Below are 19,782 nucleotides of genomic sequence, written 5' to 3'. Positions count from 1 at the left end.
GGCCTCCGCAAAGAAAGCGGCGATTCTGCCGCTCTCAGCGGGGCTGGGGCCTCCGGCTTTACCCCGGCAGTTGCAGCGGTAGCTCGCGCAGCCGCTGGCCGGTCAGCGCAAACAGCGCGTTGGCCAGCGCCGGGGCCACCGGCGGCACTGCAGGCTCGCCCATGCCGGTGGGCGGCAAGGTGCTGGGCACGATGTGGGTTTCGATGGGGGGGCACTCGCGCAGGCTCAGCAGGGGGAAGTCTGGGAAGTTCTTCTGGCGCACTTCGTTGTTGACGATGTCAATGCGCCCATAGAGCGCTGCGCTCAAGCCGAACACCACACTGCCCTCCACCTGCTGGGCAATGACGGCCGGGTTGACGGCCGTGCCGCAGTCCACGGCGCAGACCACGCGGTGGATCTTCAGCGCTTTGTTCTGCAGCGAGACCTCCATCACCATGGCCACCGTGGAGTCAAAGCTCTCATGCAGCGCCACCCCCCGCGCCTGCCCCTTGGGCAGGGCTTGGCCCCAGCCCGCTTTGCTGGCGGCAAGCTGCAGCACGGCGGCGTGACGCGGGCGGTCTTTCAAGAGCCCGAGTCGGAAGGCCACGGGGTCTTGACCGGCCAGGCGCGCCAGCTCATCGATAAAGCTTTCACTGAAGAATGCGTTATGCGAATGGCCAACCGAGCGCCAGTAGCCCACGGGCACGCCGCTGCGTGTGGCGACATGGCGCATGAGCTGGTGCGGGATGGCATAGGGCAAGTCAAACAAGCCTTCGGCGGTGGTTTTGTCGGGCGTGTCCACCGGGCCAGCCAGCCAGGGCGCGTTGCGCTCCAGGTGGCGGGGGGTGATGGCATCGCCCGCGCTGCCGATGCGCAGGGCTTGCAACTGGCCCTGCGCGTCCAGGCTGCCTTGCAGCACGGCCACGCCCGCCGGGCGGTAGAAGTCATGGGTGAAGTCTTCTTCGCGTGGCCACACCAGTTGCACTGGGCGGCCGCCGGTCTCCAGCGCCACGCGCACGGCCTGGGCCACGCTGTCCACTTCAAGGCGGCGGCCAAAACCCCCGCCGATCTGCGTCATGTGTACCGTGACCTTGTCTTCGGGCACGTCAGCCACGCGGGCGGCGACAGCGCGCGCCAAGCCAGGCACCTGGGTGGGCGCCCAGACCTGCACGCCTTGAGGCGTGACTTGGGCCGTGCAGTTCATGGGCTCCAGCGTGGCATGGGCCAGATAGGGCGCTTTGTAAACCGCATTCAGGCGCTTGGCCGCGCTGGCGAGTTGGGCTGGGGCATCGCCCACTTTGTGGAAGCTGAAGCCCGCGTCGCCGTCGGCGGCCGCTTGGGCTTGCGCTTCAAGGGCCTGTTGAATGGCTTGGCTGTCCAGCCGCGCGTTCAGCGGCGCCGCCCAGTCAATGTCCAGCGCCAAGCTGGCTTGCTTGGCATGCCAGGTGCTGATGCCGACCACGGCCACCGCTTCGGTCGAGCCGGCCACCGAGGCTAGGCGCAGCACGCGCTCCACCCCCGGTCGTTTGAGCACCTCATTGCTGTTCATGCGGGCCACGCTGCCACCCAACATGGGCGCGTGGCGCACCACGGCAAACACCATGCCGGGCAGCCGGGTGTCTATGCCATAGCGGGCCTGGCCATTGGTGCGGGCGGGGATGTCGAGGCGCTTTTGCGGCTTGCCCAGCAGCGCCCATTGCTCGCGCTTTTTGAAGCGCACTTCGCCCGGTGGCGTGGTGGCCGCCGCGGCGGCGAACTCGCCGTAATGCGCGTGGTGGCCCCCGGCTGGGTGGGTGATCACCCCTTGCACCACATTGAACTCAGACACCGGCAGCTTCCAGCGCAAAGAGGCGGCGCCCAGCAGTTGGGCGCGAGCGGTGGCCGCGGCCAGGCGCAGCACCTCCCAGGTGTCGGCCATGGTGGCTGAGCCGCCGGTCATCACCAGGCCCAGCTCACGGCCAATCTTGCGGATCATCCATTGGCCCAGGCGGGCCGAGGTGGTTTCGTGGCCGGGCTCGGTGTCTCGGGGATGGAAGGGCAGGCTGGCGGCCAACACGGCCACATTGCCATACAGCGCATCATGCGTGGCCGGGATCAGCCGGACCTGGTCGGGCCGCAGGTTCAGCTCTTCGGCCACCAGCAAGGCCAAGGTGCTGTGCACGCCCTGGCCCATCTCGGCATAGGGCATGGCCAGCAAGGCATGGCCTTGGGCGTCGATCTTCAGCCAGCCGTTCAGGCCGACCTCGCCCTCGGCGGGTGGCAGAGTGTCGGGCTTGCCCAGGCGGCTGCGGGGCGGCATGCCGCTCCAGCCCACCACCAAGGCGCCAGCGGCGCCCAGGCCGCTCCACAGCAAGGTACGGCGGGTGAGCTTCATGCTTTGCCCCCGCGCAGCGCCTTGGCGGCCGAGTGGATGGCGGCGCGCACGCGCGGGTAGGTGCCGCAGCGGCAGAGGTTGGTGATGGCCGCGTCGATGTCGGCGTCCGTGGGGTTGGGCTTGGCGCGCAGCAAGGCTTCGGCGGCCATCAGCATGCCGCTCTGGCAGTAGCCGCATTGCGGTACTTGGTGCTCGATCCAGGCCTGCTGCAGGGCATGCGGTTTGTCGTCCGTGCCCAGCGCTTCAATGGTGCGCACGGCCTTGCCTTGGGCGCTGCTGACGGGGGTGACGCAGGCGCGCATAGGCTGGCCGTCGACCTGCACGGTGCAGGCCCCGCAGGCGGCGACACCGCAGCCAAACTTGGTGCCGGTCAGGCCCAGCTCATCGCGCAGCACCCACAGCAGGGGCATATCGTCGGGCACACGCTTGGGGTCCAGCGCTCGGCGCTGGCCGTTGATCATCAGGTCCATGGGGCCTCGCAAGAATTCCTTGGGCGCAGTGTGGCAGAAGCCAGCGGCTTGATCTGGAGAGGGCTGACTATGTCCGAGCGGCGTGCAATATGGACGCAATCCCGTCACCGACATGCTGTAAAAAAGCACGCACGCGGGCGGTGTCACGCAGGTCGGGGTGGGTCAGCATCCAGACCGGCGTCTCCAACTCGGGGATGGGCTCGGAGACGGGGATCAGCTCTGGGTGGCGAGCCTGCATGAAGCTGGGCAGCAGGCCCACGCCAATGCCGGTGTGCAGCATCGCGGCCACGGCATTGAAGATGTCCACCCGCACCCGCACCTGGGCGGCCTGCAAATGCTGGCGCATCCAGCGGTCGTACACGCGCGCATGGGCGTCGCGCTCAAAGGCCACCCAAGGCGCCTCACGCACCAGTTGGCTCAAAGGCGTGATGCTTTGGGGCAAGTCTGGCGCTCCCCTCAGGGCAAACACCTGGCAGGGGGCCGGCCCCAAGCGGCGTCCCACCAAATGCTCGGCCACATGGGCAGACAAGCGCAGCGCCACATCAGCCTCCCGCTGCAGCAGGCCTTGGGCCACTTCAGCGCGGCGGCGGGCCAAATCCACCAGGAACGCGTTTTCCATCACCTCAACCTCAATGCCGGGGTAGGTGCGGGCAAAGCTGGCCAGAGGCTTGGGCAGCAGATGCTCCATCACCACAAACGCGGTGGTGACCCGCAGCAGGCCAGTCAACTCGCGGTCGCGGCCCATGACGCGGCGCTCAATCTCGTCGGCTTGGTCGGCCATGCGGCGGGCTTGCTCCAGCAGCAGGTGGCCAGCCTCGGTGGGTTCATAGCCTGTGCGCAGGCGCTCGAACAAGCGCGCACCCAGGCGGTCTTCCAGCGCGTCCAGCCGACGCAGCACCGTGCTGTGGTTGACGTTCAATTCGCGCGCCGCCTGGGCCAAGGAGCCCGTGTGGCCAATGGCCAGGGCAATACGCAGGTCACTCCAGTTCAAGGCGCTCATGGCGGCAGTGTGCCTGCTCTATGCAAATTTGCAAAACTGGTCTGCGAAATTTCAGCTTGAGTGCAAGGCTGCGCCCTCATACAGTCCGTCAGACCCAAGACATTCTGGTAAGCCCTGAGATCATGGCGCGCTTCACTTCCTCACCGCATACCCTGGAGCCTCTGCCCGGCGAAGCTGCCAAGCCGCCGTTGCGGCTGTTGGAGCGCCGTGAGTCCTTGCGGCCCCGAGGCGGTGCTCAGGCGCAAGCGCAGGTGATGGGTGTCGCACCCTGGCTGCAGGTATTGCGCCGCTGGGTGACGCTGCGGGGCTGAGCGTCTGGCCGCCGCCTAGGCTGGCGCAGTGCGGGCCGTCAGCGCGGCTGGCGCAAAGATTCCATGGCCCGCGCGGCCGCAAACTCGGCTTGACGCACGTCCCGCGCAGCCATCACCAAGCGTTCTTGGCCTGAGCGGCCGTCCGGGCCTGTATCGTCATCCGCCAAGCCGCCCTGATCGACGGCTTGGGCCAATTGACGCATGCGCTCTAGCTCTTGGCTCAGGGCTTGGGCTTGGTTGCTGTGGGCCACTTGGATCCGATCAACCTGCTCAAACATGACTTCGAGCAGGTGCGAGAACTCCGCCGAGTGGTTCTGACGCAGCTCCTCGACTTGGCGATCTCGGCGCAGGCTTTCAGCCTGCTGCTCCTGTTGGCGCTCGCTCATCTGCCGCGCATGATGGTCGGCCGCTGACTTGGCTTGCGCAGCCAGTTGCAAATTCTGCTCGCGCAAGCGCTCCAACAGTCGTTGCTGCGGCGTGCCGGTGATGGCCGGAGCCGGGCTGGCCACATCATCCAGGGGGATGTCCACCGTCGCGGGAGCCGGTGCTGGCGTGCTGCGGTCGGCGGGGGCGCTACGGGGCCGCGCCGGCGCCGCAGGCGCGCTGGGCTTGCGCCGCAACACGGCGCCCAGCACCACGCCAAGGGCCAGACCTCCACCTGCGAAGAGGGCTACTTGCCATGCCCAGCCGGGAAGATCGACCATCAACGCGCTCTGCCTCCTTGAATTCAGTCCGAGGGCTTCCGCCCTGGCGACGATTTGTCACGCATTGTCTGACTTTCCAGTGCGCTCGTCACGGAAGCCGCAGCAGGGAATACGGCTGCGCGTTTGGCATTCTGCACAGGCTCTGGTATTTGTTCACGTTCTGATGCCCGCAAGCCCAGCGGCCAGGCGTCCCTAGAATCCCCTCATGTCTTCTTCATCTTCGCCGGACGGCGCGCGCTTTGGCTGGGCCTCGCTGCATCGCTTTGTGCTGATCACGCTGCTGGGCTTTGCCTCAGGCTTGCCGTTGGCTCTGACGGGCCAAGCCCTGCAGGCCTGGCTGAGCCTGGAAGGCCTGGATGTGGCCACCATTGGTTTCCTCAGCCTGGTCGGCCTGCCCTACACCTTCAAGTTCCTGTGGGCGCCGCTGATGGACCGCTTCGACCTGCCCTGGTTGGGCCGGCGGCGCGGCTGGCTGGTGCTGACCCAGCTCCTGCTGGCCGGGGCCTTGATGCTGCTGGCCGCGACCTCGCCCAAGGGCAATCTGCAGTGGTTTGCCTTGATTGCGGTGGCGATTGCCTTTTTGTCCGCGTCGCAAGACGTGGCCTATGACGCCTATCGCACGGAGGTGCTGCCGGCTCGGGAGCGGGGCTTGGGTTCGTCGCTGAATGTGATGGGCTATCGCATGGCGATGATCCTCTCCGGCGGCGTGGCCATGATCTGGACCGACCCGGCCCAAGGCGGCGGCTGGACCTGGCCTGAGGTTTATCGCTTGATGGCTGCCTTGATGGTGGCGGCAGCCGTCATCAGCGCGACCTTGCTGCCCAAGGTGCCCAAACCTCAGGTGCCGCAGTCGGTGGCGGGCCATGACCTGCGGGGCTTTGTCGCTGTGCTGTTGGCTGCCGTGGCTGGCTATGCGGCCACCAACTGGGCCATCGGGCCGGCCGTTCGTGAACTGATGGCGCCGCTCTGGCATGGCAGCACCATGAGCACCACGCTTCAGCAGCGCTGGATGGACCTGGTGGCCCTGCTATTGGGCTTGGGCTTCACCCTGCCGCTGGCCGCCTGGGCGGCGCGGCGCGCTCGCTTCGAGACCCTGGTGTCCGGCCTGGGCCATTACTTCAGTCAGCCGGGCGCGGTGGCGTTTTTGGCGTTCATCGTGCTCTACAAGCTGGGCGATGCGTTTGCGGGCTCGCTGCTGACGCCGTTTCTGCTCAAGGGCATGGCCTATGCGTCGGCCGAGGTCGGTGTGGTCAACAAAGTGATCGGCCTGTGGCTGACCATCTTGGGCGCCTTGCTGGGCGGGGCCTTGATGTTGCGTTTAGGCCTGTGGCGGGCCTTGATGCTGTTTGGCGTGTTGCAGGCCGCCAGCAATTTGGGCTTTTGGTGGCTGGCGGTGAATGGCCAGAATGCCTTGCCCGGTTTGCTGCTGCCCGCCTTTGACTGGGGCTTTGTCAAGCTGGCCCACCCGACGCCGGTCGATGGCGGTTTGCTGATGGTGATTGCCTTCGAGAACCTCTCGGGCGGCATGGGAACGGCGGCCTTTCTGGCTTTCTTGATGAGCTTGACCAGCCAACGGTTCACCGCCACGCAGTTTGCGCTGCTCAGTGCTTTTGCGTCGGTCGGCCGGGTCTGGGTGGGGCCACTGGCCGGCGTCTTGGCCGAGTCCATCGGCTGGCCCTCTTTCTTTGTGGTGTCGACGCTGGCCGCGCTGCCTGCGTTGCTGATGTTGTGGGTCATGCGCGACAGTGTGAGGGCTTTGGAAGTGGACCCTGACACGCTGGGCGCCACCGACGACTGACGCCCGGCTATTGGCCTTGCACAATGCTTCAGCCTTGGCGGCTTGAATGAGTTTTGAATTTGGAGCCTGACATGCCTTTGTCTGCATCAGCATCACCTGCCCCGCAGGACCCACTGTTTTGCACCACGGCCGAGGTGGGTCTGCCGGCCATGGTCCGGGCGCGGCACTGTGGCTGCCCCTTGCATGCGCGCCGCCGCGTGGCTGGCTGGTTGGCTGCGGGCAGCTTGCTGCCCGGTGCAGTGCTGGCGCAAGACGAAGAAGGTGTGCGCGGCGAGGTGGGGCGCACCTCACGCATGGCCAAGCTGGTCCCGGCCGAGCAAGTGGAGCGCGCGGCGCAACAGCAATATCTGCAACTGCAGCGTGAGGCCTCATCCAAGCGCGCTTTGGCACCGGCAGACCACCCCCAGGTGCAACGCTTGCGCGCGATTGCCGATCGCATCATTCCCTTCGCGCCGCCGTGGAACGACCGCGCCACCCAATGGAAGTGGGAAGTCAATCTGATTGGCTCCAGCCAGCTCAATGCGTTTTGCATGCCGGGCGGCAAGATCGCGTTCTATTACGGCATCTTGCAGCGCCTGCAACTCACGGATGACGAGGTGGCGATGATCATGGGCCACGAGATGGCCCACGCCCTGCGTGAGCATGCCCGTGAACGCATGGGCAAGACGGCGGCCACCGGCATCGGCTTGGAGATTGGTGCGGCCCTCTTTGGCCTCAAGGGCACTGGCCGCACCCTGGCCGACATGGGGGCTCAACTGCTGACCCTGCGCTTCAGCCGTGAAGATGAAAGCGAGGCCGACCTGGTGGGCCTGGAGTTGGCCGCGCGTGCGGGCTACAACCCGGCCTCAGGCGTCACGCTGTGGCAGAAGATGATGAAGGCCAGCGAGGGGGCGCCGCCGGAGTTCATGTCCACCCACCCGTCGGGCGACAGCCGCATTGAAGACATCCAGCGCGTGCTGCCCAAGGTCGACCCGCTCTATGCGCGCGCACCCAAGCCGCCTAAGGTGTTTGGGCCGCCTGCGGCATAAGCTGCGCTGACGCGGCCAAGGCGGCCGCCACCGTGGCCGCTGCCTGCTGGGCGTCCTCAGCGGTGTGGCTGCTCATCACCTGCATGCGCAGCCGGGCGCGGTGCCGCGGCACCGCCGGAAACTCCACCAAATTGGCCAGCAAGTGGCGTTGGCCCATCTCGCGCACCGCCAATCGGGCTCGTCGCTCGTCACCCAGCAGCACCGGCACGATGGGCGAGGCCTGGCCCCACACCGTCAAACCCTCTTGGGTGAGGGCCTGGCGCAGGGCTTGGACGGCCTGCATCAGTTGCTCGCGCCGCCATTCCCCCTCGACGCTGCGCACGATCTTCAGGCTTTGGTGGATGACCGCAATCTGCAGCGGTGAGAGCGCATTGCTGAAGGTGGCTGTGGCTGCAAAGTAACGCAGATATTCTTTGAGTGCCCGGCTGCGCCCGGCCACAAATCCACCGTTGGACGCAAAGGATTTGGAGAAGGCGCCAATCACCACATCGATCTGACCGTGCAGGCCCTGCAGACCGATTTGGCCTTGGCCGTTCGGGCCCATGGCACCCAAGTCATGCGCCACATCCACCACCAACAGGGCCTGGAACTCCTGGGCCAGGGCCTGCAGGGCCGCGAGGTCGGGGCTGTCGGCATCCATAGAAAAACAGCCTTCCGTGATCAGCATGATGCCGTTGTGGGGGTCGTTGCGGCGAATGCGGGTCAACAGCCGCCTCGCGTGGTCGACGTCCAAGTGGCGGTGCAGGTGCACATGGCGTGTCGCGGCGCGAGCACCTGTCTGCAGGCAGTTGTGGGCCAGCACATCCATCACCACATGGTCGTCAGGCCGCACCAAGCCCTTGATGACCCCAAAGCCTGCGGCCCAGCCGGTGGGAAACAGCAGCACGTGCGGCAGGCCCAGAAAGTCGGCCAGGGCTTGCTCAAGCGCGACACCGTCGCCCACATTGCCCGCCAGCACGCTGGAGCCCGCGCTGTGCACGCCAAACCGCGCCATGGCCTCTTGGGCAGCAGCCACCACAGCCGGGTGGGAGGACAGCGCCAGATAGTCTTGTGACGAGAAATTGAGGCCCCGCACATCACGGCCGTCCTGCTCGCGCAGCGTGGTGTGGGCCGCGGGCGGCGTCTGCAAGCTGCGGGCAAAGGGCAGCAAGCCATGCGCCAAGCGGGTCGACTCCCAGTGCTCAAAAGCACGTGCTTTGCTGAGCAGGTCGGGCGAGGCGTGAATCAAGTAGTCAGCGGTGCTGCCTGTCAGCGCAAACTCCAGCGTCGGCAGGCGTGACGATCCTTCTGCAAGGGCTGCAGGTTCATCTAAAGGCATGGCGGGCTCTCCCAGCGTCTTGTGGTGTGAACCGCCCGCAGAGGCTGCGCGTCAAGGACGTCAGCCAAAGCGGCGGCACACCAGTGTCGCCAAGGGGGCTCGCCCCGCACAAGCTGTCAAATGACGCAGGTGGGGCTGCTAGGGTCTGTTGACATACAAATCCTACCCGCGTGAGCCCTACAGGCCATGCCAGTCTAGGCGCGCTGCGCCGCCCGCACCTCTGTGCGGGCAAGCGGCGCAACAACGAATGGCGTGGCCTGTAGGACTCACCCTGAGGGCAGGACGTCCAAGGGTGCTGGCGGGCGTTGCTCACCTTGCCCGGGCACCAGCCCGGGCTGCGGATCGCGCCTACTCCAGCGCCCTTGGACACTCCTGCGCGGGCAGGATTTGTATGTCAGCAGACCCTAGCCTCAGGTGTTGCCCACATAGGGGTTGCTGCGCCGTTCGCGCCCAAAGCTGCTTTCTGGGCCGTGGCCAGGGATGAAGATGGTGTCGTCGCCCATGGGCCACAGCCGCTGGGTGATGCTGTTGATCAGCGTGTCGTGGTCGCCACCGGGAAAGTCGGTGCGGCCAATCGAGCCCGCGAACAGCACATCGCCCACAAAGCAGCGCGAGATCTCGGCGGCATGGAAGACTACATGCCCGGGGGTGTGCCCAGGGCAATGCCGCACGGCCACGGTGGCGTGGCCCAAGCTCACGCTGTCGCCGTCGGCCAGCCAGCGCGTGGGCGTGAAGGTCTCGGCCTCGGGAAAGCCGAACATCTTGCTTTGCTGCGGCAGGCCATCGATCCAGAACTGATCGCCCGGGTGCGGGCCGATGATGGGCAGGCCCAACTCGCGCGCCAAGGTGCCGGTGGCGCCGGCATGGTCGATGTGCGCGTGGGTCAGCCACAGCGCGGTGAGCTTGACGCCCAAGCGCTGGGCTTCAGCCTTCAGGCCCTCGCCCTCACCGCCCGGGTCAATGAGGGCGCCCTCCATGGTCTGGTCGCACCAGATCAGCGAGCAGTTTTGTTGAAAGGCGGTGACGGGGAGGGTGAGGTAGCGCAGCATTTGCCATGAGAAGCCTCTGCCCAAATGCAGAGGCTGGGTGAGGGTCAGAACTGGTAGCTTACCCCGACCGACAACTGCGGCAGCGCTCGGACCTTGCCGACGCCGTCGCGCAACTCTTGCGTTTCGCGGTCAAGGTCGGCCTGGCTGACTTGGCTCAGCAGGGGGCCTTCGACGCGCGTGGCCACCGTGGCCTTGCCGATGGAGGCGCCGAGGTCGGCCACAAAGCCCCAACCGCTGTTGCCCATCTTGTGGCCCCAGCCAATGCCGATGTAGGGCGTGGTGGAGGGGAATTTGATGTTGGCCACAAAACGGTCTGCGGTGGTGGTGGCGTAGCTGGTGTTACCGATCTTGATCGGGGTGCCATCGCCAAACGCAGTGAGGTCGAACTTGGTGTCGTTGACCGTCACGCCACCCGTCAGGCGGAAGCCTCCGGCCACAAACCAGTCTGCGAACAAACCGGTGCGGTTCGATTTGTACTGGCCCTTGTAATTGATGCCCTGCTCCACGCCCGATTTGTCGCGGGTGCCGATGGTGGCCAAGTCCAGGCGCACGGTGACGGTGTCAGAGACGGGCTGGGCAATGCCCAGCATCACGCCGGGGGCGCCAATGGCGGCATAGGGTTCGGCCGCTTGAGTCGTGCCGACGGACAGCGCGGTCAGGGCCAAGGCGCAAAAACGAGACAGGAACTGCATGAAGAACCTCAACGAGTGGGTGGCAAAAAAACACGCCCTCTCGTCGGGGCGCTCCAGGGCAATGTAGCAGCGCCCATACGCCCTCAGCAGCCCTCAGAACGTGAAGTCGTCATGGAAACGACGACCTTAAAGTCACAGGATGTCGGTGGTGTGTGCGGATGTATCGCAACCCCTAGGAAAGCCCTGAAGCGCAGAGCAATGTATCTGCACTACGTGCTGCTTCACAGGCTGAAGTCGTAGTCCACCGACAAGGGGGCGTGGTCACTGAACTTCTGCGTTTTGTAGATGGCGGCGGCGTGGGCGGTGGTGGCTAGGCTGGGAGTGGCGACGTGGTACAAGGAGTCCCAAAAAACCCACATTCATTGCGGGCTTGATGCTGACGGGCATCGTGGCGGGGCGTCTACTGCTCCGGGGTGTCGAGGTCAGCAGCGGCACCTGCTTGGGGTAACTCGTCTCCGCCCTCGAATGCGTTGTTGAAAAGGGTCTCCCAGAAGTCGTCTTCTTTGTCCAGGTCGAACTTCCGCCGCAACGATGCGGCGATGTCCAACCGATTGCGAATCAACCGCTCGTGGAAGGTTTCGTCGCGGTGCCGCTCAGCGAACTGGGCTTGTGCTTCACGGATGGCCTTGAAGATGTGCACATGGACGTCCCTGACGCCACTTACAAACTCCCAGAAATCCTTGCCGACCAGGTAGTCAAACCAGTCAGGATGGCCAAGGCTCGCTTCGACCAAGGCCGGCTTGTTGTTCAGGTCGGCATAGCGCCCGTAGGTAATTCCAATCATGCAGCGAGCACCCGTGCTCGCATGAACGGTTGGAAACTTCTCAATCATGCCGTTCGCATGGGACTGATTCATCGTCCAGGGGCCAGCCTTGATGCTCATCATGTACGTATGACCCTCTATCTCCATTGAACGGTCAATCGGCTCCCAGACCGCTGCTAAAGCCCTGTTCAGCCGGTCTTTCTGGGCCGGTAGAGCTGCGCCAAATAGCGGGAGGATCTTCTCTTCTGCAAAGCGCCCGAAAGAAGTGTCATCACCATGGAATGAGCTTCCCAGTTGAAGGCGCTCGGCAACCTCGTACGGGCTGAAGATGTTGTAGACGGGCGAGGTGATGAGCAGTAGGAACGGATTGAAGTTGGTCTGCCTGATATCGGTGACCTCGTTTGCTTTGGCCAGCCTCCGCTCCAGTAGGCTATCCGTCTCTCGAACGATGGCACTGTGCACACCAGGGGAAAGAGCATCCGCGAGGTTCTGTCGGGCAAATCGGCGAGGGCGCACAGGCATTTTTGGCTTCGATGTGTACGAAGCCGGCAGGTTAACGCCAAATCTTGCAAGCTCTCCGGCTTGCTAATGCCTACACCGATCTGACCCGCCTACTGGTTACGGGTCCCGTGTGGTGAGCATCAGCATTCCCATCACCGTCCGCCCACAGCACGGCTTGTCCCTTTTTGAACCATTTGCGCGTTCTAACGTGGGACTGCAGATAGACGATGCGCACATTGTCATCGTGCAATGAACCTGCCTTCTGAATCTTAGCCGGAGCCGTGACGCGGTCGAGTTCATGCGCAAGCACTTGCCCGGCAACAAGGCCCAAGCGAGTCGGTACGGCGTTGCCCACTTGGGCGTACTGCTCCTGTGCAGTCCCACAGAAGGTCCAAGCGGGCGGGAACTCTTGGATGAGCGCGCATTCACGCAAAGTCAAGGCACGCAGCTGCTCGGGATGGCAAAGCGCCGTGCTCGCATGATTCGGCATGGTCAGAATGGTGGGGGACGGCAGGTCAAAACTCAGGCGACGCCACCAACCAGAACGTCCGCCTTTCGCAAACCACGCCTTCCCCATGGATTCCTTTTGCAGGTTCTCCGGCAGCGCGCGCCAGTTCCCCCCCGGCGGAATCTGAGCCAGAAAGGACTTCTTGCGAGGACTGAAGTCCAACACGGTTGGCGACAGTTCGTGGAGCCCGCCGATGACATCGCGGAGCGTGGACATTGGCTTCAGTCCGTCCGACTGACCATGAGTCGGTGCAGGGAACTCGACGACCTTGCCAAAGCGGTTGCCGATGAAGAGAACCCGCTCACGAAGTTGCGGGGCGCCATAGTTAACAGCGTTCACCTCGAAGACATCCATGCGGTAGTCCGCCGCAGTTGATGCTCTCAAGTCAGCAACAAACTTGCGCAGGACTGACCCAGGTAGTTCGTCAGCCTCCAAGGGTGCGCCACCCTTGTCAGGACGCTCGGCAATAGGCCTGTGGCGTATAGCCGCCGAAACCAATCCGCGCACGTTCTCCATCAAGAAGAACTTGGGCTGTAGCACTTCAACGAACCGCAGGAAATCCCAGAGCAAGGTGCCGCGCGGATCCTGAACGGTGCCTCGGCGTCCTGTGGTGCTGAACGACTGGCAGGGGGGGCCACCCACCAACAGATCCAACTCGCCGGGCTTGATGCCGAGGTCGTCCATGAGCTGTTCCGCAGACAGTTCGCGGATATCGCCCTCGTAGACCTTCATTTTTCGAGAGCTGGTTCGGCCTGCATCCCGATTCGCTCGAATGGTTTCGCAAAAGGGGGCGCGGAGCTCAACGGCCGCGAGTGTCTTGAATCTCCCCGTGCTCTCCAGTCCGATATCCAGACCCATAGCGCCGGAGAACAGAGAAACAACCTTGTATTGACGCTTTGGCATGTTCGATTCCGATGTGAGGCGCGAGCTGGCGCTACGACTGCGCGCCAGCACCACTCTCTTGCGACAGCAGGCGATAGATGGCCAGATTGATGACGGCAGCCCTTGTCTGCCCCATCGCGGCAGCAAGGCCATCAACCTTCACCAGCATGTCTGGGGTGATGGTCAGACTGATCTGAAGCCTCGACCCCTTCTGCACGCCCTTGACCCCGTCTGAACGCGGAGGCCGGCCACGGCGCCCCCCAGACTTCTGATTGCTCACCAGCATCCTCCGCGACTGGACCACGATTAATGTTAATCAAATATTAAATAAATGTCAAAACCATAGTGATTCAACATTGAATTCGCATGCGGGACGTTGCATGAGGCACGTCAGATGTTCATGTCGTAGTCGATGCTCAAGGGCGCGTGGTCACTGAACTTAGAGGCTTTGAAAATCGAAGCACCTCTTGCCGTTGAAGCTACCGCTGAAGTCGCGATGTGATAGTCCAGTCGCCAGCCCACGTTCTTGGCATAGGCCTGGCCACGGTTGCTCCACCATGTGTAGCACTCGTTGGTCGTGTCCGGGTGCAGGCGGCGGTACACATCCACCAACCCACCCTGGGCCGGGTCCAGCAGTTGGGTCATCCAAGCCCGCTCCTCGGGCAGAAAGCCGCTGTTCTTGAGGTTGCCCTTCCAGTTCTTCAGGTCGGCCTCGCGGTGGGCGATGTTGAGGTCACCCACCAAGATGAATTCGCGCTCCGCCCGCAGGGCTTGCAGGTGTGGGGCCATGGCCGCCAAGAAGCGAAACTTGGCTTGCTGGCGCTCCTCGCCTGAGGAGCCGCTGGGGAAGTAGCAACTGATGATCGACAGCTTGCGCCCGGGTTTGTCAAAGCGCAGTTCGACCCAGCGGCCTTCGTCATCAAACTCGGGCACGCCCAGGCCGCGAATCACGTCGCTCGGTTGATGGCGGGTATAGAGTCCCACGCCCGAGTAGCCTTTTTTCTGGGCGAAATGAAAGTAGCCTGGCATCTGGGCCACCTGCTCAAACCGGCCCTCGATGTCGGCCGCCTGTGCTTTGACTTCCTGGACGCCAATACAATCAGCAACAGATTGTTCGGCCCACTCCACAAAGCCTTTGGTGGCCGCGGAGCGGATGCCGTTGAGATTGAGCGTGACGAGCTTGAAACCCACTTGACGAATCCTTCGCAATGACAACCACCCCGCACACCGACGCCCTGGCACAGGAATTCGTGAAGTTCTCCGTCGAGGCGGGGGTTCTGCGCTTCGGCGAGTTCACGACCAAGGCGGGTCGGCTGTCCCCCTATTTCTTCAACACCGGCTTGTTTGACGACGGTGCCAAGCTCATGAGGCTGGGCGAATTCTATGCACGTCGGCTCATCGCCTCGGGCTTGGAGTTCGACATGCTCTTTGGCCCCGCCTACAAAGGCATTACCTTGGCTGCGGCGGTGGCCATTGGCTTGGCCAAAGAGGGCAAGAGCGTGCCCTATGCCTACAACCGCAAAGAAGCCAAGGATCACGGCGAGGGCGGTACCTTGGTGGGGGCGCCCGTCAAGGGGCGGGTGTTGATCATTGACGACGTGATCACGGATGGCGCCTCCAAGCGCGAGGCGGCTGACATGATCCGCGCCGCCGGTGCCACCCCGGTGGGTGTGGCCATCACCATGGACCGCCAGGAGCGCGCCAAGGATGACCCGGCCAACCCCCGCTCTGGCGTGCAGTATGTGGAGCAGGAGCTGGGCTTGCGCGTGGTCTCGATTGCCACGCTGGCCGACTTGATGGCTTTCTTGGCGACCACGGGCGATGCAACGCTGCGCGCCAACACCGAGCGGGTGGCCGCTTACCGCCAACGCTACGGCATCTGAGATGCGCGGGGCTCGACTCACCTCGGTCACGGTGCTCTTGCTGAGCGCTGTGTGGGTGGGTGCGGCCTGGGCCCAAGCACCGGCGCCCAAGATTTTCAGCTGCATTGACAAGAGCGGCCGGCGGTTGAGCTCGGATCGCCCCATTCCAGAGTGCCAGAGCCAGGAGCAGAAGCTGCTGAATCGGGATGGCTCAGTCCGGGCTATCACGCGGCCTTTGGCCAGCCCTGAGGAGTTGGCGAGGCTGGAGGAGCAGCGCCAAGCTGCGTTGCAAAGCCAAGCCCAGCAAGAAGAGAATACGCGCAAGGCTCGGCAGTTGCTGCGCCGCTATCCCGACGAATCCGCTCACGCCCAGGGTCGCACCCGAGCCATGGAGCCGGTGGTGCGCCAGATGAGTGAGTCCCGAGCCCGCCTGCAGGCGCTGGAGCGCGAACGCGACGCCTTGGCGCAGCAGCTCAAGCAGGAGAAGAACCCCGCCAACGCAGCGGGTCTGCGGCAGCGCTTGGAGACCAATGGTGCCGCGCTAGAGGCGCAATCGGCGGTCCTGCGCGACCGAGAGGCCGAGCGCGACCGCATGAACATGCAGTTCGATCAAGAGTTGGCCCAGCTCAAAACCCTGTGGGGTGCCGGGCCGGCGGCTGCATCTGGAGCGAAACCATGAGTTGTTTTGGGGCCGCTGGCCTGGCTGTCTTGCTGGGGCTGGGCCTGTGGAGTGCCGGGGCGCAGGCCGGCTCAGCCCGCTACCAATGTGAAGGCGGCTTGATCCTGCAAGCCGACCTGACGCCGCGCGCCGGACGGGTGCAGGCCGGCCAGACCTGGTGGGCCGTCAAGCGCCTGCGCGAGCCGGCTGTCCGCTACCGGGACGCCAAGAAGACCGTGACCTTGGCTGTGACGGGGCGGCGCGCGACGTGGCAAGAGGGCGACGGCCCGCTGCTGAACTGCGAATTGCTGCTGCCGGAGTTTGTGCACAAACTCTGAGAGGCCACCCCGCCGTGAGGCTGGAGAGTGGCCTGGGGTCTGGGCTCAAGCGCCCAGCTTGCGTTTCAGCAGCTCACCCGCCTGCGCCGGGTTGGCCTTGCCCTTGGAGGCCTTCATCACCTGGCCGACCAAGGCATTGAAGGCCTTCTCTTTACCCGCGCGGAACTCTTCCACCGACTTGGCATTGGCGGCCAGCACCTCGTCAATGAGGGCCTCCAAGGCGCCGGTGTCGTTGGACTGGCGCAGGTCCTTGGCATCAATGAGGGCGTCCACGTCGCTGCCTTCCCCCGTCCACAAGGCCTCGAAGACTTGGCGGGCCGAGTTGTTGGAGATGGTGCCGTCTAGGATGCGCGCAATCAGCGCCGCCAGCGTGGTGGCCGCCACCGGTGCTTCGGCAATGTCTTTGCCCTCGCTGTTCAAGCGCTTGCTGATCTCGCCCATCAACCAGTTGGCCACCAGCTTGGGCGCTTTGCAGGCGTCGCGGGCGGTTTCATAGTAGCGGGCCAGGGCCAAGCTCTGCGTCATCATCGTCGCGTCATAGGCGGGCAGGCCGTCTTGGGCGACAAAGCGCTCGGCCATGGCGCGGGGCAACTCGGGCATCTCGCCGCGCACGCGCTCGACCCACTGCGGCGCAATCACCAGCGGCGGCAGGTCCGGGTCGGGGAAGTAGCGGTAGTCGGCCGAGTCTTCCTTGCTGCGCATGGCGCGGGTCTCACCCCGGTCGGGGTTGTAGAGCACCGTGGCTTGCTGGATGCTGCGGCCGTCCTCGATCTCGTCGATCTGCCAGTTGACCTCGTAGTTCACCGCGTCCACCAGATAGCGGAAGCTGTTGAGGTTTTTGATTTCGCGGCGCGTGCCGTAGGGGGCGCCGGGCTTGCGCACTGACACATTAACGTCGCAGCGGAAAGAGCCTTCTTGCATATTGCCGTCGCAAATGCCCAGCCACATCACCAGCGCATGCAGGGTCTTGGCATATTCGGCGGCTTCGGCGGCCGAGCGCATGTCGGGCTCGGAGACGATCTCCAGCAGTGGGGTGCCGGCGCGGTTCAGGTCGATCCCTGATTGGCCGTGGAAGTCTTCATGCAGGCTCTTGCCCGCGTCTTCTTCCAGGTGGGCGCGGGTCAGCTGGACGGTCTTTTTGACATCGCCCACAAAGAACTCGACCTGCCCGCCCTGCACCACCGGGATCTCGAACTGGCTGATCTGGTAGCCCTTGGGCAGGTCCGGGTAGAAGTAGTTCTTGCGCGCAAAGATGGACAGCGGCGCGACCTTTGCGCCGACGGCCAAACCAAAGCGGATGGCGCGCTCGACGGCCGCGCGGTTGAGCACCGGCAGCGTGCCCGGCAAGGCCAAGTCCACGGGGCTGGCCTGGGTGTTGGGCTCAGCGCCAAAGGCGGTGGAGGAGCCCGAGAAAATCTTGGAGACGGTGGAGAGCTGGACGTGGTTTTCCAGGCCGATCACGACCTCGTACCCACGCACGAGTTGAGAAGTGTTGGACATGGTCAGATTCCTGCGGGGGCTTGGGTGTGCCAGTCGGTGGCTTGCTGCAGCGCATGGGCCGTGTGCAGCAGTTGGCCTTCCGCGAAGTAGTTGCCGATGAGCTGCAGGCCCACGGGCAGGCCGCCCGCCCCAAAGCCCGCCGGCACGCTCATGCCCGGCAGGCCGGCCAGCGACGCGGGCAAGGTGAAGATGTCGGCCAAATAGGCTTGCAGCGGGTCACCGCCTTGCTCGCCGATCTTCCAGGCCACCGTCGGGGCCACGGGGCCCGCGATCACATCGCACTGGGTGAAGCAACGCTGGAAGTCCTCGGCAATCATGCGGCGCAGCTTTTGGGCCTGCAGGTAGTAGGCGTCGTAATAGCCGTGCGAGAGCACATAGGTGCCAATCATGATGCGGCGTTTGACCTCGGCGCCAAAGCCCTCGGCGCGGGTCTTTTTGTACATGTCCAGCAGGTCGTCAAACTGGCCTGCGCGGTGGCCAAACTTGACACCGTCAAAACGGCTCAGGTTGGAGCTGGCCTCGGCCGGCGCGATGATGTAGTAGACCGGGATCGACAGCTCCGTGCGGGGCAGGCTCACCTCCACCAGCGTGGCCCCCAGCTTCTCCAACTCCGCCAAGGCATGGCGCACGGCGCCATTGACGTCGGCCGCCAAGGCCGCAGGGAAAAACTCTTGGGGCAGGCCAACGCGCAAGCCCTTGAGCGGCTGGCTGGCCGTCGCACCCTCGCGGGCGCTCAGCATCTGCGCATGGAAGTTTTGGGCCGGGCGCTCGGCGCTGGTGGCGTCGCGCTCGTCAAAACCGCTCATCGCCGACAGCAAAAGCGCGCAGTCTTCAGCGCTGCGGGCCATGGGGCCGGCTTGGTCCAGGCTGGAGGCAAAGGCGATCATCCCGTAGCGGCTGCACACGCCGTAAGTGGGCTTGATGCCGGTGATGCCGCTGAAGCTGGCGGGCTGGCGGATGGAGCCGCCGGTGTCGGTGCCAGTCGCGGCGGGCAGCAGACGGGCAGCCACCGCAGCGGCCGAGCCGCCCGAGGAGCCGCCGGGCACGCGCTGGGTGTCCCAGGGGTTGTGCACGGGCCCATAGGCCGAGTTCTCGTTGGCCGAGCCCATGGCGTATTCGTCGCAATTGAGCTTGCCCAAGCTGACGGTGCCTGCCGCCTTCAGCCGCGCCACCACGGTGGCGTCAAAGGGGCTGCGGTAGTGGGCCAGCATCTTGGAGCCGGCGGTGGTGGGCATGTCGGCCGTGACGAAGATGTCCTTGTGGGCCAGCGGCACGCCGGTCAAGGGGCCAGCTTGGCCCGCGGCGCGGGCGGCGTCGGCGGCACGGGCGGTGCTCAGGGCGGCCTCGGGGTCCAGGTGCAAAAAGCTGCCCAAGTGGGCATGGGCTTGGGCACGGCCCAGCAAATGCTGGGTCACTTCGACGCTGGAGACGGTCTTGGCGGCCATGGCTTGGGCCAGGCCCGCCACGCCCAGGTGGTGCAAGTCTTGTGCGGGCATTATTCGATCACCTTGGGCACGAGGAACAGGCCGTCTTCCACGGCTGGGGCGCTGGCTTGGTTGAGGGCGCGCTGGTTGGTCTCGGTCACCGCATCGTCGCGCAGGCGAAGGTGGACTTCCTGGACCGCCGACAGCGGCGTGTAAAGGGGCTCGACGCCTTGGGTGTCAACTGCGCTCATTTGCTCGACGATGCTGAAAAAGCCGTTGAGTTGCGTGAGCATGGCGTCCGCTTCTTGGGGGGAGATGTCCAGCCGCGCCAGATGGGCGATCCGGCTCACATCCGTAGGGGTGAGTGCCATGAGGGTGTTGCCTTGGTGGGTGCAGTGTCCGGCCTTGGGCACAGTGCGTTGACAAAGTGCCGCCAAGTGAGGGTAAAGACCCGCTTGGCGCCGCGAAAAAAGGGCCTGAGCCCCACGGGCATTGTGGGGCGTTAGGGTATTATCTCCGGTTATCCACACCCTGCCTGGCAGCGCCGCCGCAAGGGGCTGCAAAGCCCTTTGGAAGCCTGAAAAAAGCCTGGTGTGGGGGCATGGCGGGCCCTGCTGCAAAAA

19 protein-coding genes and 1 pseudogene are annotated in these 19,782 nt (G+C 64.6%); 6 read left to right on the top strand and 14 right to left on the bottom strand.

Translation table 11 applies throughout. The annotated features are described in order from the left end of the window. Positions 1-58: 58 nt before the first annotated feature. From KAK11_RS01970 to KAK11_RS01960, 3 genes are all read right to left on the bottom strand, one after another. Positions 59-2,353, bottom strand: a complete 2,295-nt coding sequence (locus KAK11_RS01970) for a xanthine dehydrogenase family protein molybdopterin-binding subunit (protein ID WP_210805607.1) — start codon at positions 2,351-2,353, stop codon at positions 59-61. Next, a complete protein-coding gene (locus KAK11_RS01965) occupies positions 2,350-2,823 on the bottom strand; it encodes a (2Fe-2S)-binding protein (protein ID WP_210805604.1) in 474 nt (157 codons plus the stop codon). Before KAK11_RS01965 ends, KAK11_RS01970 begins: the two co-directional genes overlap by 4 nt. 67 nt (positions 2,824-2,890) lie before the next feature. Further along, on the bottom strand, positions 2,891-3,823 hold the full coding sequence (locus KAK11_RS01960) for a LysR family transcriptional regulator (protein WP_210805602.1): 933 nt from the start codon (positions 3,821-3,823) through the stop codon (positions 2,891-2,893). A gap of 122 nt (positions 3,824-3,945) precedes the next feature. On the opposite strand from KAK11_RS01960, the gene KAK11_RS01955 reads away from it, so the two are divergent. Continuing rightward, entirely contained in the window at positions 3,946-4,134 is a 189-nt protein-coding gene (locus KAK11_RS01955; protein WP_210805600.1) for a hypothetical protein, read from the top strand. A gap of 38 nt (positions 4,135-4,172) precedes the next feature. On the opposite strand, the gene KAK11_RS01950 is transcribed toward KAK11_RS01955, so the two are convergent. After that, the gene (locus KAK11_RS01950) at positions 4,173-4,838 is read right to left on the bottom strand and encodes a hypothetical protein (RefSeq protein WP_210805598.1); all 666 of its coding nucleotides are present in this window, start codon (positions 4,836-4,838) and stop codon (positions 4,173-4,175) included. A 205-nt stretch (positions 4,839-5,043) separates the two neighbouring features. Between KAK11_RS01950 and KAK11_RS01945 the strand changes: the two genes are divergently transcribed. Then, positions 5,044-6,636: an AmpG family muropeptide MFS transporter gene (locus KAK11_RS01945; protein WP_210805596.1), complete on the top strand. Its 1,593-nt coding sequence runs from the start codon at positions 5,044-5,046 to the stop codon at positions 6,634-6,636. A gap of 149 nt (positions 6,637-6,785) precedes the next feature. Continuing rightward, positions 6,786-7,664, top strand: coding sequence for a M48 family metallopeptidase (locus KAK11_RS01940; RefSeq protein WP_210806617.1), 879 nt, complete (start codon positions 6,786-6,788; stop codon positions 7,662-7,664). Here the strand turns inward: KAK11_RS01940 and KAK11_RS01935 are convergent. The 7 genes and pseudogenes from KAK11_RS01935 to KAK11_RS01905 all read right to left on the bottom strand — a co-directional run bounded on the left by KAK11_RS01935 (position 7,636) and on the right by KAK11_RS01905 (position 14,568). Then, positions 7,636-8,982, bottom strand: coding sequence for an aminotransferase class I/II-fold pyridoxal phosphate-dependent enzyme (locus KAK11_RS01935; protein WP_210805594.1), 1,347 nt, complete (start codon positions 8,980-8,982; stop codon positions 7,636-7,638). The two genes, KAK11_RS01940 and KAK11_RS01935, sit on opposite strands and share 29 nt — an antisense overlap. Positions 8,983-9,392: 410 nt before the next feature. After that, positions 9,393-10,031 carry an MBL fold metallo-hydrolase gene (locus tag KAK11_RS01930; RefSeq protein WP_210805592.1) on the bottom strand — a complete coding sequence of 213 codons (639 nt, stop codon included), beginning with the start codon at positions 10,029-10,031 and terminating at the stop codon, positions 9,393-9,395. 44 nt (positions 10,032-10,075) lie between these two features. After that, on the bottom strand, positions 10,076-10,723 hold the full coding sequence (locus KAK11_RS01925; RefSeq protein WP_210805590.1) for a hypothetical protein: 648 nt from the start codon (positions 10,721-10,723) through the stop codon (positions 10,076-10,078). Positions 10,724-10,944: 221 nt separating this feature from the next. Next, positions 10,945-11,076: pseudogene (locus KAK11_RS01920) on the bottom strand (exodeoxyribonuclease III); the annotation flags it as partial. A gap of 47 nt (positions 11,077-11,123) precedes the next feature. Further along, the gene (locus KAK11_RS01915; protein ID WP_210805586.1) at positions 11,124-12,008 is read right to left on the bottom strand and encodes a PmeII family type II restriction endonuclease; all 885 of its coding nucleotides are present in this window, start codon (positions 12,006-12,008) and stop codon (positions 11,124-11,126) included. 70 nt (positions 12,009-12,078) lie between these two features. Continuing rightward, positions 12,079-13,398, bottom strand: a complete 1,320-nt coding sequence (locus tag KAK11_RS01910; RefSeq protein WP_210805584.1) for a DNA cytosine methyltransferase — start codon at positions 13,396-13,398, stop codon at positions 12,079-12,081. 369 nt (positions 13,399-13,767) lie between these two features. Continuing rightward, positions 13,768-14,568, bottom strand: a complete 801-nt coding sequence (locus tag KAK11_RS01905) for an exodeoxyribonuclease III (protein ID WP_210805582.1) — start codon at positions 14,566-14,568, stop codon at positions 13,768-13,770. 17 nt (positions 14,569-14,585) lie between these two features. Between KAK11_RS01905 and pyrE the strand changes: the two genes are divergently transcribed. The 3 genes from pyrE to KAK11_RS01890 are packed head-to-tail and all read left to right on the top strand — an operon-like array spanning position 14,586 to position 16,235. After that, positions 14,586-15,260, top strand: a complete 675-nt coding sequence (gene pyrE / locus KAK11_RS01900; protein WP_210805580.1) for an orotate phosphoribosyltransferase — start codon at positions 14,586-14,588, stop codon at positions 15,258-15,260. 1 nt (position 15,261) lies between these two features. Further along, positions 15,262-15,918: a hypothetical protein gene (locus KAK11_RS01895; protein WP_210805578.1), complete on the top strand. Its 657-nt coding sequence runs from the start codon at positions 15,262-15,264 to the stop codon at positions 15,916-15,918. Continuing rightward, the gene (locus tag KAK11_RS01890) at positions 15,915-16,235 is read left to right on the top strand and encodes a hypothetical protein (RefSeq protein ID WP_210805575.1); all 321 of its coding nucleotides are present in this window, start codon (positions 15,915-15,917) and stop codon (positions 16,233-16,235) included. The genes KAK11_RS01895 and KAK11_RS01890 overlap by 4 nt, the downstream gene beginning before the upstream one ends. A 45-nt stretch (positions 16,236-16,280) precedes the next feature. Here KAK11_RS01890 and gatB read toward each other — a convergent pair whose 3' ends face one another. The 3 genes from gatB to gatC are packed head-to-tail and all read right to left on the bottom strand — an operon-like array spanning position 16,281 to position 19,530. Beyond that, on the bottom strand, positions 16,281-17,735 hold the full coding sequence (gene gatB, locus KAK11_RS01885) for an Asp-tRNA(Asn)/Glu-tRNA(Gln) amidotransferase subunit GatB (protein WP_210805573.1): 1,455 nt from the start codon (positions 17,733-17,735) through the stop codon (positions 16,281-16,283). A gap of 2 nt (positions 17,736-17,737) precedes the next feature. Continuing rightward, positions 17,738-19,231 (bottom strand): Asp-tRNA(Asn)/Glu-tRNA(Gln) amidotransferase subunit GatA, encoded by a 1,494-nt coding sequence (gene gatA, locus KAK11_RS01880; protein ID WP_210805571.1) that lies wholly within the window; start codon positions 19,229-19,231, stop codon positions 17,738-17,740. Next, on the bottom strand, positions 19,231-19,530 hold the full coding sequence (gatC, locus tag KAK11_RS01875; RefSeq protein WP_210805569.1) for an Asp-tRNA(Asn)/Glu-tRNA(Gln) amidotransferase subunit GatC: 300 nt from the start codon (positions 19,528-19,530) through the stop codon (positions 19,231-19,233). Before gatC ends, gatA begins: the two co-directional genes overlap by 1 nt. Positions 19,531-19,782: the final 252 nt, after the last annotated feature.

It is taken from the genome of Ideonella paludis, assembly GCF_018069865.1.
GTDB lineage: Bacteria > Pseudomonadota > Gammaproteobacteria > Burkholderiales > Burkholderiaceae_C > Ideonella > Ideonella paludis.
The sequence above is the reverse complement of the archived record's forward strand: the minus strand, read 5'-3'. Positions and strand labels throughout refer to the sequence as shown.

Bases quoted from the DNA above. Each gene is read 5' to 3' on its own strand.
- KAK11_RS01955 (WP_210805600.1), top strand. From the start codon at position 3,946: ATGGCGCGCTTCACTTCCTCACCGCATACCCTGGAGCCTCTGCCCGGC.
- KAK11_RS01890 (WP_210805575.1), top strand. From the start codon at position 15,915: ATGAGTTGTTTTGGGGCCGCTGGCCTGGCTGTCTTGCTGGGGCTGGGC.
- KAK11_RS01915 (WP_210805586.1), bottom strand. From the start codon at position 12,008: ATGCCTGTGCGCCCTCGCCGATTTGCCCGACAGAACCTCGCGGATGCT.
- gatB (WP_210805573.1), bottom strand. From the start codon at position 17,735: ATGTCCAACACTTCTCAACTCGTGCGTGGGTACGAGGTCGTGATCGGC.
- KAK11_RS01970 (WP_210805607.1), bottom strand. From the start codon at position 2,353: ATGAAGCTCACCCGCCGTACCTTGCTGTGGAGCGGCCTGGGCGCCGCT.
- KAK11_RS01950 (WP_210805598.1), bottom strand. From the start codon at position 4,838: ATGGTCGATCTTCCCGGCTGGGCATGGCAAGTAGCCCTCTTCGCAGGT.
- KAK11_RS01965 (WP_210805604.1), bottom strand. From the start codon at position 2,823: ATGGACCTGATGATCAACGGCCAGCGCCGAGCGCTGGACCCCAAGCGT.
- KAK11_RS01930 (WP_210805592.1), bottom strand. From the start codon at position 10,031: ATGCTGCGCTACCTCACCCTCCCCGTCACCGCCTTTCAACAAAACTGC.
- KAK11_RS01935 (WP_210805594.1), bottom strand. From the start codon at position 8,982: ATGCCTTTAGATGAACCTGCAGCCCTTGCAGAAGGATCGTCACGCCTG.
- pyrE (WP_210805580.1), top strand. From the start codon at position 14,586: ATGACAACCACCCCGCACACCGACGCCCTGGCACAGGAATTCGTGAAG.
- KAK11_RS01895 (WP_210805578.1), top strand. From the start codon at position 15,262: ATGCGCGGGGCTCGACTCACCTCGGTCACGGTGCTCTTGCTGAGCGCT.
- KAK11_RS01945 (WP_210805596.1), top strand. From the start codon at position 5,044: ATGTCTTCTTCATCTTCGCCGGACGGCGCGCGCTTTGGCTGGGCCTCG.
- gatA (WP_210805571.1), bottom strand. From the start codon at position 19,231: ATGCCCGCACAAGACTTGCACCACCTGGGCGTGGCGGGCCTGGCCCAA.
- KAK11_RS01960 (WP_210805602.1), bottom strand. From the start codon at position 3,823: ATGAGCGCCTTGAACTGGAGTGACCTGCGTATTGCCCTGGCCATTGGC.
- KAK11_RS01925 (WP_210805590.1), bottom strand. From the start codon at position 10,723: ATGCAGTTCCTGTCTCGTTTTTGCGCCTTGGCCCTGACCGCGCTGTCC.
- KAK11_RS01940 (WP_210806617.1), top strand. From the start codon at position 6,786: ATGGTCCGGGCGCGGCACTGTGGCTGCCCCTTGCATGCGCGCCGCCGC.
- KAK11_RS01910 (WP_210805584.1), bottom strand. From the start codon at position 13,398: ATGCCAAAGCGTCAATACAAGGTTGTTTCTCTGTTCTCCGGCGCTATG.
- gatC (WP_210805569.1), bottom strand. From the start codon at position 19,530: ATGGCACTCACCCCTACGGATGTGAGCCGGATCGCCCATCTGGCGCGG.